The organism is Acinetobacter sp. CE-15 (assembly GCF_051059255.1).
GTDB classification, from domain to species: Bacteria; Pseudomonadota; Gammaproteobacteria; order Pseudomonadales; family Moraxellaceae; genus Acinetobacter; species Acinetobacter guillouiae.
Genome location: NZ_CP192737.1, coordinates 3,919,081 through 3,936,218, shown reverse-complemented (window position 1 = coordinate 3,936,218; position 17,138 = coordinate 3,919,081). Strand labels below are relative to the sequence as shown.

Below are 17,138 nucleotides of genomic sequence, written 5' to 3'. Positions count from 1 at the left end.
TTTTATTTTTTAAATAATCGATTTTTGGATGGTTGGTAGGCTTTAGTTATGAAAGATTTCTTTTTGAACTTTACGAAAATATTAGAAGCAAACCCAAAAATCTACTGGAGCATTATTGTTGGTATTGCCGGTTGCTTAATGCTCTATATTGCGGAAATTGTGCATATCCAAAATATTTTAGAGCAATTAAATGGCCAAGCGTCAGCACTGATTAGAAGTGTGATCGACCCGATTGCGCAACGTTATCAGTGGTCTCGGATTATCTTTATGTTATTGGCGATCATTTGGGCGCATTTTCAATATCGTAAAACCAAAAAAGCGTTGAACTTATCATCATGATGTTGTGAGTTATAGAAAGTAAGCGGAGTGATGGACTGTAGCTCTGATTGTTCTTATGTTCGTGCACTTATGTCTATGATCCCTAATAAACTCAAATTCAAACAAAATTTGCATATGTGATATGGCTTATCTCCTCTTATTTCTTTCCGCATTTGGTGCAGCGACGCTATTACCTTTACAGTCAGAAGCTGTATTGGTTGGGCTACTGGTACAAACACAACATTCTGCGTATTTACTGCTTGCTGTTGCAACGATTGGCAATGTTTTAGGTTCATGCGTGAATTGGTATTTGGGACTCAAAATCGAGCAGTTTAAAGATAAGAAATGGTTTCCCGTTTCTGAAAAAAATATGCTTAAAGCGGAAAAAATATATCAAAAGTATGGCTTTTGGTCTTTGTTATTAAGCTGGACCCCAATTATTGGAGATCCAATCACACTTATTGCAGGGCTAATGAAAGAGAACTTTTGGCGTTTTCTTTTGATTGTGACCATTGCAAAAGGTGGTCGGTATGCTTTTATCTATTTGGTGTATATCGGATTATTTTAATAAAAAGTTAGGGGCTGTTGACAATTCGTCTTGGTTTGCGACTACGTGTGTTTTTTAGGCGATACTAGGCGCGAAATACGAAATTTAGTCATTCTAAATAAGTAGTTCGTAACGACGTAGCGGCAAAAAACACACAAGTCCCGAAGGGTTGTGGCTAAAATTATCTCAGCCTTCGTTATGAAACTCGAAAATAGTCTCGCTATTCTCTTCGTTTCATGCCTTGCCTGCTCAATTTTAACCTACAACGCAAGCCATTTATGAAATGTCAACAGACCCTAAAGACACTAAACTATCTTTAACCTTAAAAGGCGCATCTTGATGAATTTATTTACATTCATTGATTTTAAATTGAATCGCGTCATTGAAGCTGGATTGTTTATAGATCCATAAAGTACGGTAAGAACGTTTTACATTGATTGATGCATGCTCTACGGCTGCAAGTACTTGTTGATCAAGTGCATTAATACCAGAACGTTGAGTTAGCTTAACTTGGGTAATTTCACCTTGCTTATTGGCTTTAAATTTAAACTTTACTGTGCGATCTTTATTTTTTAATAGCGATTGATCCAGTGCAAGTTGTGGTTGTTTTAAATAAATAAAAGCAACCGACTTATCGAGTTGTTGTTTGTTCCAATTTTTTGAATTAAAGCTATATGTACATTGCTTAGCGCGCTGAACATGATCCGTTGCATTCTCTAGCGTTAAGGTAAATGTTTGATAACCGACTAAAGCAATGGCTTTTCCATTTTTGGAATAGGGTTTTACTTTTGCATTTTCCACAGCATCTACAAGTTTCTGATCCAATGCACGGATGCCTGTACTCTCTTGGATATCAGCATCTGTGACTTCACCTGCATTATTGGCTTTTACGCGAATGATCGCTGAACGATCTTGATCTTTTAATTCAGCGATTTGATAGTGAATTTGAGGAAATTTGACCCATTGTATACGTGTAGTCAAATGCTGAGGATCATTTTGTTCAGATTGCTCCCCTTTGACCTTTATTGTAGGAAGTTTATCCGCACTATAGCTATAGGTTGAAAGGCACAATAAACAAGTGGTAAAAAGAGCTTTATTCATAGGTTTGGCAATCCATGCAGTTTAATACGCATGAGAGTAGTTTAATTGCGCAAAGTATTTATCGAATTTTGTATTCTCGCAATAGAAAATGCACCCGAAGGTGCATTTTTTTACTGTTTTTTATTCTGTAAAAGGCATTATTCTTGACCTTTGGTAATGTCTACTTTGAATAAATCCGAGGTTTTTACCCAACTTATTGCGACAACGGCTAAGGTCATACATCCACCAAATACAGTGGCTGTGATCGTTCCTAGATATTTTGCAGCCAGCCCAGATTCAAATGCGCCCAATTCATTACTCGATGAAACAAACATCCCATTCACCGCAGCGACACGGCCACGCATATTTTCAGGTGGGTAAACTTGCAAAATGGTTTGGCGTACAACCACTGAGATACTGTCACAAGCACCAGTCATAGCCAAAGCAAATAAAGAGAGCCAGACGTTGTTTGAGAATGCAAAGATAATGGTAAACACCCCAAAACCAGCAACAGCAATCAGCATATTTCGCCAAGCATGATGTGTAGGTGGAAATTTGGTTAAAGCGATCATGGTTATTAATGCGCCAATAGAGGGGGCCGCACGTAAATAACCTAAACCTTCAGGTCCAACTTTTAAAATGTCTTCTGCAAAAATTGGCAGTAGGGCAATCACACCACCAAACAGCACTGAAACCAAATCTAAAGATATGGCCCACAGTACAATTTTGGTTTTCCAAATAAAGCGAAAGCCTTCACTTAAACTGTCCCAAAGATTGTCTTGTTCCATGGTAGGAAAAGTACGCTTTTTTAATAAGTTAATCAGACAGAAGCAAATAAATAAAAGTACCGCTACCGAGAGTAAGCTGTTTTCACGACCAATTCCTGCCAGCATAAAACCACCCAGCATTGGGCCAATAATGACGCCACTTTGCCATCCAATCGTGGTCCATGTTGCACCATTGGCATACAGTTCACGAGGAATTAAAAATGGTTTTAATGAGGTTGCTGATGGATTATAGAAACCACGGATGGTACCCAATCCAAAAATAACCGCATAAATCCCCCAAGACAGTGTAGTCACACCAATTTGCCCATGATCATAACTGTGAAATAACCACCAAAGCACCAACGGCAAAGGAAAGGAGAAAAATAAGCAAACTTTCATAATAGTTTGTTTATTCAACTTGTCTGCAAAATAACCACCCCAAAGCGACAGTGCAATAAACGGGATTGCTTCTGCTAGTCCAATCAGACCCAAGGTGAGCGGGTCTTTGGTAATTTGATAGAGTGAATAGGCAACAATAATTTCTTGAATTAAAATTGCGAGCGTTAAACAAAATTGATTGATGGTAACAATTGAGAAATCTCGATAGCGAAGCGCAGCAAAAGCATCCTGTGCAGGGGTCATAACTGTCCAGTTTTATCATGATGTGATGATTATAAAGATTTCATCCTGATTTTTCTTATAAAACTAGGTGAAATTTACATCGAAAATTACATTGGGGAATTGTGAAATTTTTGGATGTTTTGCTTTTGTTTTGTACAGAGATGATTTAGAATACTGCCTCCCTTACCTGCAGGTCGTTGTCGCAATGGTGCGAACGTACCGAACAGGTGTTTAAAGAGGTTGTTATGGCTAAGTTAAAAACTCGCCGTGGTGCAGCTAAGCGTTTCAAAGCGACTGCTAACGGTTTCAAGCGTAAACAAGCGTTCAAACGCCACATTTTGACCAAAAAATCTGCTAAACGTATTCGTCAATTGCGCGGTTGTGTCATGGTTCACGTAAGTGACATGAATTCAGTTCGTCGTATGTGCCCATACATCTAAGGAGATTATAAATGGCTCGTGTAAAACGTGGTGTACAGGCTCATCGCCGTCATAAAAAAATTCTTGCTCGTGCTAAAGGTTACTATGGCGCGCGTTCACGTGTTTATCGTGTAGCGTTCCAAGCAGTAATTAAAGCAGGTCAATACGCTTACCGTGACCGTCGTCAAAAGAAACGTCAATTCCGTGCTTTATGGATTGCGCGTATCAATGCTGGTGCTCGTCAAAATGGTTTGTCGTACAGCCGTATGATCGATGGCTTGAAAAAAGCTCAAGTGATCATCGACCGTCGCGTACTTGCTGACATCGCTATGCATGACTCAGTTGCATTTGCTGCTTTAGCTGAAAAAGCTAAAGGCGCATTAGCTGCTTAATCATCTTCGATGATTAAAAAAGACCGCTTTTATAGCGGTCTTTTTTATGCCTAAAAATTTATTTTCAAACTCTTGCGGGAACTTTTCGAGATAAGTTTTTTTTGAGTTTGATTGTTCGAATACAGTACTAATCAGTAAAATTTGTGTTGATGTAAAATCTGTCATTATGGATGCTCTAACTATTTTGTTATGACATTGAATTGACCAAACTATAGAATCTAGTCTTATGCGTAAACAATATCACTTTCGCCAAGTTGGTGAAGACACTTATATTTGGGATGTGCATTATCTGGTTGAGCTGAGCCAAGAGTTCCCAATCGATGAAGTTCTATTATCAGATATACAAGAACTCAATGAAGCGTATTGGTTTCCAGATACACATCCAACAACACAGCAAATGATTGAACATTTTCAACTGATACAACAGGCAGATCTAAGTTATCCAATTATTCTATCTGCTGATGGCAGAGTGATGGATGGTATGCATCGTGTGGCAAAAGCAAAATTACTCGATCATCTCACGATTAAAGCCTTCAGGTTTGAAATTACACCACCAGCAAATTTTATCAATATTGATGAGGATGATTTGGATTATGCTGATTGAGCAGGTCATCCGAATGATTTAAACATTCAAATAACCTTGCATACACATTACACAATATCAACGTGAAAACATTATTGTTTTAGAAATAGCTCGCATAGAGTAGAACAACGAATAATAGAAAATGATGGAGTAGGTATGCGTGTTGAGATTGAAGGTTTACAACAAGGTGCAATTGAAGTTGAGTTGCAACTACTACCCAGAGTTGGGGAAGTTTTAAAAGTGATGTATGGTGCAGATGCAGAAGTTAAAGGTGAAGTAACAGCAGTTGAGCACTATATTAATCAACATGCAAATGAACATAAAGTGATACTCAGCATACGGCCCGTATTTTGATATAGATCAGCTAAAATGATTGAATCATGATTGGGTTGTTATGTGATCTAAAGTAGCTTATTTGGCTACTTTTTTATTTTTAGAGAGTTCTTAAATCTATGAAACGGATCAATGTCGTGGGGACTTCTGCGTCAGGAAAAACAACATTTTCAATAAGATTGGCTCAAAAATTAAAACTCACCTACATTGAATTGGATGATTTATTTTGGCTGGATGATTGGCAAGAGTCTACCGATACTGCATTTTTTCAGAAAATTCAGGCCAAATTAGATCAAGCTAAATCTGGTTTCGTCATAGATGGTAATTATACGCGAACCACGCAGATCAAATGGCGAGATATCGATACTGTAATTTGGTTGGATATTCCTTTTTATATCAATCTTTACCAATCCATACAACGAGCTGTTCGCCGTGCTATTTTTAGAAACAGACTTTGGGAGAGTTCAAATAATCGTGAAAGTTTTAGTAAAATGTTTAGTCGTGACTCGATTATTTGGTGGATGATTAAAACGCATCAAAAAAATCGTCAGCAATATATAACGATGATGAATGATCCTCAATATTCACATATTCGATTTATCCAGTTAAAATCGCGAAAAGATATTGATCAATTTTTAGCGTCTATTTGACGCGTCATAACTCACCAGTGCCTCTAAAAGTTAACTTATCCTGCTATACCATGTATTGATTGAATATATTTGTGTAGCTGATATCTTAAGTTGCTCTACAGAAAGCTGTGTTTTTACTTAGCATACAAAGTGATAAAAATCTTGGATTGGGTGGGGTATGTGCAGTACTTTCCTCCGTTGCTGATATCCATGACATCGCGCGACAGATACAAACATGTAAGATTAAACAATATAAAAAAGTTTTTTACCTAATTTTTTGAAGGGTATAAAGTTTGGTTTCGAGGCAAGTCCCAATTAAATGAGGATGATATGATTCGATTAGCTGTTTTAGGTGATGCTCAGCAGATTGCTGAAGTGCATGTGCAAAGCTGGAATGAAACCTATACTGGTATGATTAAGCAAGAAATTATAGATCGCGCAGATATCGAAAAGCGAGTACATCTTTGGCAACAGATTTTTTCGCATCAAGATCACTATGTACTGATATATGAGCAAGATGGTCAAATTGTTGGTTTTTTAAGTGGTTATTTTAATACAACGCATAATATCGCAGAAATTAATGCTTTTTATTTATTAAAGAAAATTCAAAAACAAGGTGTTGGTCGTGAGATGTTTGAGCGCTTTTATCAATATGCTCATGCTAAGCATTATCAATTTATTCGCTTGGGCGTGATCAATAAAAATCCAAGCCGTCATTTCTATGAGAAATTAGGGGGAAATGTACTTGGAGAAGAGATTCTTTCTGATTATGGTGATGGCATAACAGAAGTATCGTATCAGTGGGATATTAATCATAGGACAATAAAATGAGTGATTCTCAATTTTTAACAACTTTACAAGAACAGGTAAAGAGTGGGCAAAAGTATAGTTATTTGTGTTTTTGGGGGCATAGTCAAAAGACTTCTGGAAAAATAGACAAGAGCTGTTTAAGTCAATGGTTTCCTGCAAAATTTGAAATTGATGGTGTCAATTATCAAAGTACAGAACAGTATATGATGGCGCAGAAAGCCAAACTATTTAATGATGAGGCTATTTTTCAGAAAATTTTACAAACAGATGATCCTAAGAAAATAAAAGCATTAGGTCGTTTGGTCAAAAATTATCAAGATGAGATTTGGATTGCTCATCGTTATGAAATTGTGGTTCAAGGTAATTTGGCTAAGTTTTCTCAAGACAATGATCTTAAAGCGTTTCTACTGAGTACCTCAGATCAAATCATCGTTGAAGCCTCGCCTGTAGATCAAATTTGGGGGATTGGACTTGCAGCAGATCATGTTAATGCGACAAATCCAAACGCATGGCAAGGTTTAAATCTTTTGGGTTTTGCCTTAATGGAAGTAAGAAAGCAATTTTAATGTTGCTTTCTTTTTAAGATTCATTTTATCAAATAGATAAGACATTATAGTCCGAAATAATAAGCCGCAAGGCAGATTAAAATGGTCACAATAATTAATGCAAAAACACCTGTTTTACCGGGTTTATGCTCAGGATTTGCCTTGCTGTTAAACGCTTGACGCTGCTCGGTTTTGATATTGTCATGCGCGTCAAAGGGTGAAGCAATTTGTTTAGGCGTTAAGCGTGCAGATTTATAATGATTTGCAACTTTAACAATAAATTTTGATTTTAAATCTTCAACTTTTTGGAGGAAATGGCGCAAATTCATTTGTTCTTCAGGGCTCATGATTTGCTCATTCTCATCATAGGGATGCTTTAATTTTGTAGAAATAAAGCTTTCTAATGCATCGATACGATAGAAGGTTTCATGTGCGTAATCAGCTTGATAGTCAGTGGGTAACAGCGCAAGTTTAAGGCTTGAATCCTCGGTCGTGTATAGCGTTTCATCTAATCCATAATAAGGTAAATCTTTATTTACAGGTTCTGGAAAACCTTTGGCATATTGAGTATCGAACAATTCATTGTCTGTATAAACTTGAATATCATCCCAATTCGGTTGAACTAAATCTTGTTCAATCCGTTTAATCAATTTTGCATTGAGATCATAGCGCCAAAAAATCTCGGTACGTAAATTGGGGCGTTGTTGCTCAGGCGCTTCATAATCATTGTCTGCGCTATACCATTCCGCCAATTCTTTACCAAAAATCCATGCAGTTTTCTTTTGTTGATCATGGCTAACAATAAAGTGTGGGATGGCTAACAGTTCAACATTGGCATTTGGATTTTGTTCATCGTTTAAAATGCTCGCGCTATGTAAGCTGAGTCGATACACGCCTTGTTTTTTTAGCCCTTCAAGCCAAATCTGAAAATGCTGTGCCAATAGGTGTTGGTTGGTTAAATCACGGAAGCCAAAAGCATGCTGATTAAAAATGGCATGATTGACCCAACGAGAAAAACTGATCCCTTGAGTGAGATACTCATTGCCATAAGTGACGAGTGTAAGTTGACGTTTCCAGATTTGATCGAGTGCCATTTTTTATAGATCTCAGCGACATTAAATCCATTTTATACTTTTTATAAATCAAAGTTCTAGCATTTCAACAGGAATCAAACAGGGAAATATACAAATTATTTAGAATAAGTTGTGACTAATCGTATTTTTTGTAAAGCGGAAACTTCATTCAACTGCATAAAAACTGTTAGAATATAGAGTTATATTATTTTTCTAAAATATTGCTTTGAGAGTTACTATGTCACTGGAAGCCCTGACCACTGAAGCGCTCGCTGCGATTGCAGCAGCTCAAGACCTGACTACACTCGACCAAGTACGAGTGCAATTTACAGGGAAAAAAAGCCAGCTTGCGGAACAATCTAAGGCACTTGGCAAAATGGACCCTGAAGAGCGTAAAGTTCAGGGCGCTGCAATTCATGCAGTACGTGAAGCGATTAGTGCAGCATTGACTGAACGCCAAACTGAATTACAGAAAGCTGAATTAGAATTAAAGCTAGCAAGTGAAACAATTGATATTACTTTGCCAGGACGTGGGCAAGCTGTAGGAAGTATTCATCCCGTTACTCAGGTTCAAGAACGTATTTGCCAATTCTTTACCAAAGCGGGTTTTACTGTTGCGACAGGGCCAGAAGTTGAAGATGATTATCACAACTTTGAAGCATTGAATATTCCAGGACATCATCCTGCACGTGCGATGCATGATACGTTTTACTTTGATGCAAACCATTTACTACGTACCCATACATCAGGTGTACAAGTACGCACAATGGAAAACTCGCAACCACCGATTCGTATCGTTTGTCCAGGGCGTGTTTATCGTTGTGACTCAGATCAAACCCATTCTCCAATGTTCCATCAAATCGAAGGTTTATACGTTGCTGAAAATACCAGCTTCGCAGAATTAAAAGGTTTGTTGATTAATCTGCTAAATGAATTTTTTGAGAAAGATTTGAAAGTACGCTTCCGTCCGTCTTATTTCCCATTCACAGAGCCAAGTGCTGAGGTGGATATTATGGATGAGCGTGGTCGTTGGTTAGAAGTTTTGGGTTGCGGTATGGTGCATCCAAATGTTTTACAAGCTGCGGGTATTGATCCTGAAAAATATAAAGGCTTTGCATTTGGTCTCGGTGTAGAGCGTTTCGCAATGTTGCGTTATGGCATCAATGATTTGCGTATGTTCTACCAAAACGATGTGCGTTTTTTACGCCAATTTGCTTAACAAATTTATACCTCTCCCTGACCTCTCCTAAAAGGAGAGGGGATGTCCAAGATAATGAGACGAAGGGTTCTGCCTCTTTTTAAAGGGGAGTCAGAGAGGAATTCATAGATATTGAATATAGGTTTTAGAAATGAAAATTAGCGAAAATTGGCTTCGCACATGGGTCAACCCTGCAATTGATAGCGATACCTTGTCTGATCAACTGACCATGTTGGGACTTGAGGTTGATGAACTGGTCCCCGCAGCTAAACCATTTACAGGTGTGGTGATTGGTGAAGTTTTAACTGTTGTACAGCATCCTGATGCAGATCGTTTACGTGTCACCACAGTGAATATTGGTTCGAGTGAACCTTTGCAAATTGTATGTGGTGCACCAAATGTACGCGTTGGGATGAAAGTGCCAGTTGCAACCATTGGTGCGGTGCTTCCGGGTGATTTTAAAATTAAAAAAGGCAAACTTCGTGGTGTTGAATCACAAGGGATGCTCTGCGGTGCTTCAGAAATTGACCTTGAAGATAAAATTGATGGTCTGTTAGAACTTCCTGCAGATGCACCTGTAGGCACAAATATTCGAGAATATTTAAATCTTGATGATCATGTGATTGATATCAGCATCACGCCAAACCGTGGTGACTGTTTTAGTATTCGTGGAGTGGCACGTGAAATTGGGGTAATTAACCAATTGCCTGTAACCGCACCTGAAATTCAAGAGGTTGCGGCTACGATTGCTGATCAGAAGCAAGTTGTTGTGACAACGGATGGTTGCCCTCGTTACTTAGGTCGTGTAATTAAAAATGTAAATACTAAAGCAGCTACGCCTGCATGGATGGAGCAAGCTCTAGCACGTTCAGGTATTCGTCAACACAGTATTCTTGTTGATATTACCAACTATGTGCTTATGGAACTTGGTCAACCGTTACATGCGTTTGATGGTGGTCAGGTTCAAGGTTCAGTGCATGTGCGTCAGGCAAGTGCAAATGAAAAGCTTGTTTTGTTAAATGAACAAGAAATTGAATTGACCGAAGATGTTATGGTGATTGCAGATGATGTAAAAGCATTGGCGATCGCAGGCATCATGGGTGGTTTGTCCTCATCTGTAACAGATGAAACCACTGAGATTTTCCTTGAATCTGCATTCTTTGCACCATTACATATCGCAGGGCGCGCACGTCGTTATGGTTTGCATACAGATGCGTCACAACGTTATGAACGTGGTGTGGACTTTGAATTGCCTATGATCGCAATGCAACGCGCTTCACAATTGATTCAAACTCTTGCAGGTGGTGATTTCGGTCCAATTACCGTATCTGAAAAAACTGAATTGTTGCCTAAACGCGAAGCAATTGAGTTGAATCAAGCGCAAGTGGATCAATTGCTGGGTTATCAAGTTCCTACTGCATTTATTACAGATGCGTTGCAACGTTTAGGTTGTGCTGTGACTGTAACAGCTGAAGGTAAATGGACTGTTGTACCACCTTCACATCGTTACGATATGGCAATTTATCAAGATTTAATTGAAGAAGTTGCGCGTATACATGGTTATGACAATATTCAAATTAGTCTGCCAGTGATTGATGTAAAACTTGCTAAATATCAGGATCAATTTGAACTGACTCAGTTACGTCAAACTTTAGTAACACTGGGTTATCAAGAGGCGATTAGTTTTAGTTTTGCAGATTTAAAACTTGAAAAACAATTGAATTCACAAGTAAATCCATTGGCGCTTGCAAATCCGATTTCAAGTGATTTGGCCGTCATGCGTTCAACTTTACTTTCAAGCTTAATTCCGTGTGTTCAGTACAATATCAATCGTCAACAAAGTCGTGTGCGCTTCTTTGAGCTAGGGCTACGTTTTGATTATCAAAACGCGAAAAGTATAGAAGATTTGAAACAGATTCCAACTTTGGCTATGATTGCTGTAGGATCAAAACAAATTGAATCTTGGCATGGAAAAGCTCAAGTTATGGATTTCTTTGATCTCAAAGGCGAGGTCGAAGAAATTTTAGCAGCTGGACGTGTTCATGTTGAATATGTTCGTTCTGATCGTGAATGGTTACATCCAGGTCAGTCTGCGGAAATTCTCGTGGATGGGAAATCAGTAGGTTATTTAGGTCGTCTACATCCATCTTTGGAAAATGCACTGGATTTGAGCACAACTTGGATCGCAGAGCTCGACCAATCGGCTGTTTTGCAAACTTATGTATCTAATTTTACAGAATTATCACGATTTCCATCGGTTAGACGTGATATTGCGCTTGTAATTAGTGATAAGATTAATGTTAGTGAAATTCAGCAACTTATCGAAAAAACGGGTGGAGAGCTTTTAGACTCTACTTGGTTATTTGATGTGTATACAGGGCAAGGTGTTGAACAAGGTAAGCGCTCTTTAGCATTTGCATTGTTATGGCAACATCCATCACGTACACTCGAAGATGCTGAGATTAAATCCGGTATGGATCATATTATTCAAGTGTTAGAAGACACTTATCAAGCGACATTGAGGGCCTCATGACAGCATTAACAAAAGCAGAAATGGCTGATCATTTAAGTGAGCTTACGAGTTTAAACCGTCGTGAAGCAAAACAAATGGTCGAGTTGTTCTTTGACGAGATTAGCCAAGCATTAATTGCAGGCGAACAAGTCAAACTTTCAGGTTTCGGAAATTTTGAACTACGTGACAAACGTCAACGTCCAGGTCGAAATCCTAAAACTGGAGAAGAGATTCCAATCTCAGCACGTCGAGTTGTAACATTCCGTGCAGGTCAAAAATTTAGACAACGTGTGGGTACAGAACAAGAAGATTAATCGGCAATTTGTGTGTCGTAAGATGAAAGCTCTGTAATCTAAAAGTTTTGTAAGATAAAAACCCTGAGTAATCTGCTTGGGGTTTTTTATTGCCAGAAATAAACATCATTTGAATTCGATTAACCAGTTTGCTGTAATCACAGTGATAAGACTGGAGTATCGTTTTTTATCTCTATATCCAAAGATCAAATGGGTTTACGTGGGTGAGGTTTGGTTAAAAACAGAGTAGGGGGAGATGGTGTAATTGTTGGGTAAAAGTGGGACTCTTATGCGGAATAAATTTATTTTAGAAAACTCTTAGCAACTTTATAAAAATGCAAATAAGTAAAGCTATTCTAGTATTGGTTAAGATGATCCAATACGCTTGATATTTTAACGGTTGATAAGCAAAGTAAAATAGAGTGGTATAGTTTTGTACTTATTGGATTTACGGGTTCAGTAGCGAAGGGTGATACAGCTTGTTTATGATTATTTGAACTTTTAAGGTAAAAACAAAGCAAAAAAAAGAGAACCTAAAAGGTTCTCTTTTCTTGATAATAATCTAAGCGATTATTATTGAGCAGCTGAAGCAGCAGCAGAAGCGTCTGCAGCAGCAGCAGTAGCATCAGATGCAGCAGCAGTAGCGTCAGCAGCAGCATCAGTAGCAGATGCAGCAGCAGCGTCAACAGCAGCAGTAGCTTCAGAAGCAGCTTCTACAGCTTGAGAAGCAGCAGCGTTTGCATCAGCAGCAGCTTCTTCAGTTTTTTTAGCACAACCAACGAAAGCTAAAGTAGTAGCAACTGCAGCAGCAATAGCGATTTTTTTGAATAACATGGCATCACTCTCATAAATTTAATAGAGACAAAAAACCCAAGTTAGCCTGTTTTTTGCTTTTTGCATGAGCAGTCTAACTGGTATGCGAATATGCTATCACTGCGCATTTTGAATTGCTACTGTTTATCTTAAAAAAACTGACCAAATTGATGAAAAAATGATGTTTTTTTAACAGTATTTTACAATCAAGTTGCGTTTTTAGATTGGTTTATTGATAAATAAGTTATTAATAAATATAAAAAATCTTGATGAATAATTTTTATATTCAAATATTTGCAATATCGTGTAACGTTGAAACTCGGTGATTGTATATTTATGTAAATAATGTCAACCAAATAAAAAGGCTACTCTTAGAGTAGCCTTTTTAAGTATTTATGGAATTAGTTGGCAGCTTTGCGCTTCATTTGATCAAAGAAATCATCATTGGTTTTGGTTTCTTTCATGCGATCCAACAAGAATTCCATCGCCACTAATTCATCCATAGGATGAAGAAGTTTACGAAGAATCCATACTTTACGTAGGTTTTCTTCGCTCATGAGACGCTCTTCACGACGCGTGCCTGACTTTTTGATATTCATTGCTGGGAAGACGCGTTTTTCAGCAATACGACGATCAAGGATGATTTCTTGGTTACCTGTACCTTTGAATTCTTCGTAGATCACTTCATCCATTTTACTGCCTGTTTCAATCAATGCAGTAGAAATAATAGTGAGAGAACCGCCTTCTTCAATATTACGTGCAGCACCAAAGAAACGTTTAGGGCGTTCTAAGGCATGTGCATCAACACCACCGGTAAGTACCTTGCCTGATGAAGGAACAACAGTGTTATAAGCACGGGCTAAACGCGTGATTGAATCAAGTAAGATCACAACATCTTTTTTGTGTTCTACCAGACGTTTGGCTTTTTCAATCACCATTTCAGCAACTTGGACATGGCGAGCAGGAGATTCATCAAAGGTTGATGCAACAACTTCACCACGCACAGTACGTTCCATTTCTGTCACTTCTTCAGGACGCTCGTCGATCAGAAGAACAATCAAGAAACATTCAGGATTGTTACGCACAATAGATTGGGCAATGTTCTGTAATAACATCGTTTTACCCGCTTTTGGCGGTGCTACGATAATTGAACGTTGACCTTTACCGATGGGTGCAACCAAGTCCACGACACGCGCTGTCAAATCTTCAGAAGAACCATTACCCAGCTCCATAACCAATTGCTCAGTTGGGAAAAGTGGTGTGAGGTTTTCAAATAAAATTTTATTGCGTGAGTTTTCAGGGGTGTCATAGTTAATTTGATTAACTTTTAATAATGCAAAGTAACGTTCACCTTCTTTAGGTGGGCGAATCGTACCTGTAATCGTATCACCAGTTCGTAGATTAAAACGACGAATTTGTGAAGGACTAACATAGATATCATCCGGACCTGCAAGATAAGAACCTGCAGCGGAGCGTAAAAAGCCGAAACCATCAGACAAAATTTCAAGAACACCATCACCAAAAATTTCTTCGCCATTCATTGCATGGCGTTTGAGGATGGCAAAAATGATGTCTTGCTTACGGTTACGAGCCATTCCTTCAAGGCCCATAAACTCAGCAATTTTAATGAGTTCGCCGATCGGTTTTTTCTTGAGTTCAGTTAAATTCATAAATGGTCAGATTGAATAAGGATGTGTGGAACACAGATAAAGAGAAAAGAAGCAAAAGTCGCCAGCAGTGTAATAGGTGAGTTGAAATTGTATAGACACAAAAACAAACTCAGAATCTATGTAGTTCTTTCGAGGAGAAATATGTAAAACAATTTCTGTTGCCGAACGGCGATCTTATGTGTTGTCCTTTAAGAAACAGGAAGAGAATCCTAATGTTCCTTGAGCATGGAATATAAGTTAGATCAACAAGTTTGTCAAATTATAGTCGAAAAAAAATACGCTAGAAAATCAAGCGTATTTCTCATTTTCCTAGATTTATACAAATAATGTATAAATTCAGCAAATTAAATATTTTCTTCAATGAATGCAGTTAATTTAGATTTTGGCACTGCACCAATTTGTTGAGCAACAACTTCACCATTTTTAAACATCAATAATGCTGGAATGTTACGAATGTTGTAGTTGACCGCAGTTGCTTCACACGCAGTTACATCCACTTTAACGATTTTAACTTTACCTTCAAATTCAGTTGAAAGTACTTCAAGTACTGGTGCAATCGCTTTACACGGTGCACACCAGCCTGCCCAGAAATCTACGATTACAGGGATATCAGATTGAAGTACATCTGCATCAAAGTTGTCATCAGTGGTATTTACGATATTGCCAGACATGGATTTTGCTCCAAAATATTTTAAAGATGAATCTATCTATGGATATAAGTATTACATAGTCATCTTTAACAATGTAGGGGGATGTTTAAATTTTCATTCTAATTTGTGAGTTTGTCCAATTGATGCTCACGATATTTACAATCGGATCTTCAGAAAAACCAGTGAAACTGTCACATAATTGTCATATATGCTGAAAAAGTAATGACTCATCAAATTGTCTAAATAAATGGCTTTTAAAAAGCGTGTATGTGAATTAATCTAAGCAGCAATTCAGTATGAGTTTGTATAAATAATGTCTGATTTTTTGATTGATGAAGAATTACTTGCTGCGATTGATATGGGGTCAAATAGTTTCCATTTGGCAATTGCTCGTGTGGATCATGGTGAAGTTAAGAAAGTTGCTTCTATGTCAGAAAAGGTTCAGCTTGCAGCTGGATTAGATGAAAATAAAAACTTAACTGAAGCTGCACAGCAACGGGGCTTGGCTTGCTTAGCGCGTTTTGTTGGGCGTTTAAGTTCAGTACAGCCGACTCGACTCAGAATTGTCGCGACAAATGCACTGCGTCAAGCGAAAAATGGACATGAATTTATTCAAAAAGCAGCGGAGATCTTGCCAAAGCCCATTGAAATTATTGCGGGACGAGAAGAAGCCCGACTCATTTACTTGGGTGTTTCCCATACCATGGCCAATAGTGGTCGCCGTCTGGTGATCGATATTGGTGGTGGATCTACTGAACTGATTATTGGTGAAGAGTTCGAGCCGATTCATACCGAATCTTTACAGATGGGCTGTGTGGCCTTTACTAAAGCCTATTTTGCCGATGGTGATATTAACAACAAAGCTTTTGATAAAGCTGTGGTTGCGGCGCGTAAAGAATTATCTTCGATTGCAAATACCTATAAAGCTGCGGGCTGGGATACTGTGGTCGGTTCTAGTGGAACCATCAAAGCATGTCGCCAAATTGCGGTCAATATGGGCTGGAGTGATGAGCAAGAGAATCTGACTCGTGAAGGTTTAGAAAAATTAAAAGACAAATTACTGAAATTTAAAAATATTTCAGATATGGAATTTGATGGTTTAAAAGAAGATCGCCGAGCAGTATTACCTGCGGGTTTAGCGATCCTTTATGCTGTGTTTGAAGTCTTGAATATTGATAAATTGGTGTATTCAGATGGGGCATTACGTGAAGGTGTAATGTATGACTTACTCGGCCGTTTCCAACATGAAGATATTCGCGATCGCAGTGTACAGGCGATGATGGGACGCTATGGCGCAGATGCAAAACAAGCTGAGCGTGTGGTTGAAACTGCACAACATTTGTTTAATGCTGTTGCCAGTACACTTAACTTAAACAGTGATGATAGTGATCTGTTGCGTCGAGCTGCTTATTTACATGAGATCGGTTTAGCCATTAGCCATAGTGGTTATCAAAAGCACAGTGCTTATTTATTACAACATTCAGACATCCCCGGTTTTTCGCAAATTGATCAAAACCATTTGTCACATTTGGTCGCTCATCACCGTCGTAAATTACGCGTAGATGCCAAACTAGACGTGTTAAAAGTGGGCGGCAACAAGCTTGTGTACTTGTGTTTGTTGCTTCGTCTTGCAGTTTTACTGAATCATAGTCGTAGCGATGAGATGCTTCCTGCCATTGAATTGACGGTAGAGAATGAGCAACAATGGCAACTCAGCGTTTCTGGTGATGCCAAACAATGGCCATTGCTGGTTGCAGATTTGCATGATGAGCAAGTGCAATTTAAGCATTGGGACATTGAATTGAATATTCAGTCGGAACAGTTTATCGATTAACTTAAAGGTTTGGTGATGATGGAATGATCAATCATTTCATATCACTTAAAC

General features: G+C 38.3%; 19 protein-coding genes. 13 read left to right on the top strand and 6 right to left on the bottom strand.

The window, feature by feature from the left end; genetic code table 11:
* The first annotated feature begins 48 nt into the window (after positions 1-48).
* Positions 49-339: a hypothetical protein gene (locus ACQ7EO_RS18035; protein WP_004819106.1), complete on the top strand. Its 291-nt coding sequence runs from the start codon at positions 49-51 to the stop codon at positions 337-339.
* A 121-nt stretch (positions 340-460) separates the two neighbouring features.
* Positions 461-886 carry a YqaA family protein gene (locus ACQ7EO_RS18030; RefSeq protein WP_004819108.1) on the top strand — a complete coding sequence of 142 codons (426 nt, stop codon included), beginning with the start codon at positions 461-463 and terminating at the stop codon, positions 884-886.
* A 324-nt stretch (positions 887-1,210) separates the two neighbouring features.
* Here ACQ7EO_RS18030 and ACQ7EO_RS18025 read toward each other — a convergent pair whose 3' ends face one another.
* Together ACQ7EO_RS18025 and ACQ7EO_RS18020 are read right to left on the bottom strand one after the other, a co-directional pair.
* Entirely contained in the window at positions 1,211-1,966 is a 756-nt protein-coding gene (locus ACQ7EO_RS18025) for a TonB family protein (RefSeq protein WP_004819110.1), read from the bottom strand.
* Between the two features lie 137 nt (positions 1,967-2,103).
* Positions 2,104-3,354 carry an MFS transporter gene (locus ACQ7EO_RS18020; RefSeq protein WP_004723063.1) on the bottom strand — a complete coding sequence of 417 codons (1,251 nt, stop codon included), beginning with the start codon at positions 3,352-3,354 and terminating at the stop codon, positions 2,104-2,106.
* 224 nt (positions 3,355-3,578) lie between these two features.
* Between ACQ7EO_RS18020 and rpmI the strand changes: the two genes are divergently transcribed.
* The 7 genes from rpmI (at position 3,579) to ACQ7EO_RS17985 (ending at position 7,065) form a co-directional block, all read left to right on the top strand.
* Positions 3,579-3,773: a 50S ribosomal protein L35 gene (gene rpmI, locus ACQ7EO_RS18015; protein WP_002054552.1), complete on the top strand. Its 195-nt coding sequence runs from the start codon at positions 3,579-3,581 to the stop codon at positions 3,771-3,773.
* 11 nt (positions 3,774-3,784) lie between these two features.
* On the top strand, positions 3,785-4,144 hold the full coding sequence (rplT, locus tag ACQ7EO_RS18010; protein WP_004723060.1) for a 50S ribosomal protein L20: 360 nt from the start codon (positions 3,785-3,787) through the stop codon (positions 4,142-4,144).
* A gap of 226 nt (positions 4,145-4,370) precedes the next feature.
* Positions 4,371-4,748: a hypothetical protein gene (locus ACQ7EO_RS18005; RefSeq protein ID WP_303576751.1), complete on the top strand. Its 378-nt coding sequence runs from the start codon at positions 4,371-4,373 to the stop codon at positions 4,746-4,748.
* Between the two features lie 135 nt (positions 4,749-4,883).
* Positions 4,884-5,081, top strand: coding sequence for a hypothetical protein (locus ACQ7EO_RS18000; protein WP_004723056.1), 198 nt, complete (start codon positions 4,884-4,886; stop codon positions 5,079-5,081).
* 98 nt (positions 5,082-5,179) lie between these two features.
* Entirely contained in the window at positions 5,180-5,710 is a 531-nt protein-coding gene (locus ACQ7EO_RS17995) for an adenylate kinase (RefSeq protein ID WP_434278243.1), read from the top strand.
* Between the two features lie 309 nt (positions 5,711-6,019).
* Positions 6,020-6,520 carry a GNAT family N-acetyltransferase gene (locus tag ACQ7EO_RS17990; RefSeq protein WP_434278241.1) on the top strand — a complete coding sequence of 167 codons (501 nt, stop codon included), beginning with the start codon at positions 6,020-6,022 and terminating at the stop codon, positions 6,518-6,520.
* Positions 6,517-7,065 carry an NADAR family protein gene (locus tag ACQ7EO_RS17985; RefSeq protein ID WP_434278240.1) on the top strand — a complete coding sequence of 183 codons (549 nt, stop codon included), beginning with the start codon at positions 6,517-6,519 and terminating at the stop codon, positions 7,063-7,065. Before ACQ7EO_RS17990 ends, ACQ7EO_RS17985 begins: the two co-directional genes overlap by 4 nt.
* A 44-nt stretch (positions 7,066-7,109) precedes the next feature.
* Here the strand turns inward: ACQ7EO_RS17985 and ACQ7EO_RS17980 are convergent, their stop codons facing one another.
* Positions 7,110-8,138: a hypothetical protein gene (locus ACQ7EO_RS17980; protein WP_434278238.1), complete on the bottom strand. Its 1,029-nt coding sequence runs from the start codon at positions 8,136-8,138 to the stop codon at positions 7,110-7,112.
* A gap of 217 nt (positions 8,139-8,355) precedes the next feature.
* On the opposite strand from ACQ7EO_RS17980, the gene pheS reads away from it, so the two are divergent.
* The 3 genes from pheS to ACQ7EO_RS17965 all read left to right on the top strand — a co-directional run bounded on the left by pheS (position 8,356) and on the right by ACQ7EO_RS17965 (position 12,141).
* Positions 8,356-9,336, top strand: a complete 981-nt coding sequence (gene pheS, locus ACQ7EO_RS17975) for a phenylalanine--tRNA ligase subunit alpha (protein ID WP_004723046.1) — start codon at positions 8,356-8,358, stop codon at positions 9,334-9,336.
* 130 nt (positions 9,337-9,466) lie between these two features.
* Positions 9,467-11,848 carry a phenylalanine--tRNA ligase subunit beta gene (pheT, locus tag ACQ7EO_RS17970; RefSeq protein WP_434278237.1) on the top strand — a complete coding sequence of 794 codons (2,382 nt, stop codon included), beginning with the start codon at positions 9,467-9,469 and terminating at the stop codon, positions 11,846-11,848.
* Positions 11,845-12,141: an integration host factor subunit alpha gene (locus ACQ7EO_RS17965; protein ID WP_004723042.1), complete on the top strand. Its 297-nt coding sequence runs from the start codon at positions 11,845-11,847 to the stop codon at positions 12,139-12,141. The genes pheT and ACQ7EO_RS17965 overlap by 4 nt, the downstream gene beginning before the upstream one ends.
* Positions 12,142-12,693: 552 nt before the next feature.
* Here ACQ7EO_RS17965 and ACQ7EO_RS17960 read toward each other — a convergent pair.
* From ACQ7EO_RS17960 to trxA, 3 genes are all read right to left on the bottom strand, one after another.
* Positions 12,694-12,954 (bottom strand): hypothetical protein, encoded by a 261-nt coding sequence (locus ACQ7EO_RS17960; protein WP_034609976.1) that lies wholly within the window; start codon positions 12,952-12,954, stop codon positions 12,694-12,696.
* Between the two features lie 380 nt (positions 12,955-13,334).
* Positions 13,335-14,603, bottom strand: coding sequence for a transcription termination factor Rho (gene rho / locus ACQ7EO_RS17955; RefSeq protein ID WP_004723038.1), 1,269 nt, complete (start codon positions 14,601-14,603; stop codon positions 13,335-13,337).
* 344 nt (positions 14,604-14,947) lie between these two features.
* Positions 14,948-15,274 carry a thioredoxin gene (gene trxA, locus ACQ7EO_RS17950; RefSeq protein WP_004723035.1) on the bottom strand — a complete coding sequence of 109 codons (327 nt, stop codon included), beginning with the start codon at positions 15,272-15,274 and terminating at the stop codon, positions 14,948-14,950.
* A gap of 292 nt (positions 15,275-15,566) precedes the next feature.
* Between trxA and ppx the strand changes: the two genes are divergently transcribed.
* Positions 15,567-17,087 carry an exopolyphosphatase gene (gene ppx, locus ACQ7EO_RS17945; RefSeq protein ID WP_096733198.1) on the top strand — a complete coding sequence of 507 codons (1,521 nt, stop codon included), beginning with the start codon at positions 15,567-15,569 and terminating at the stop codon, positions 17,085-17,087.
* Positions 17,088-17,138 lie beyond the last annotated feature (51 nt).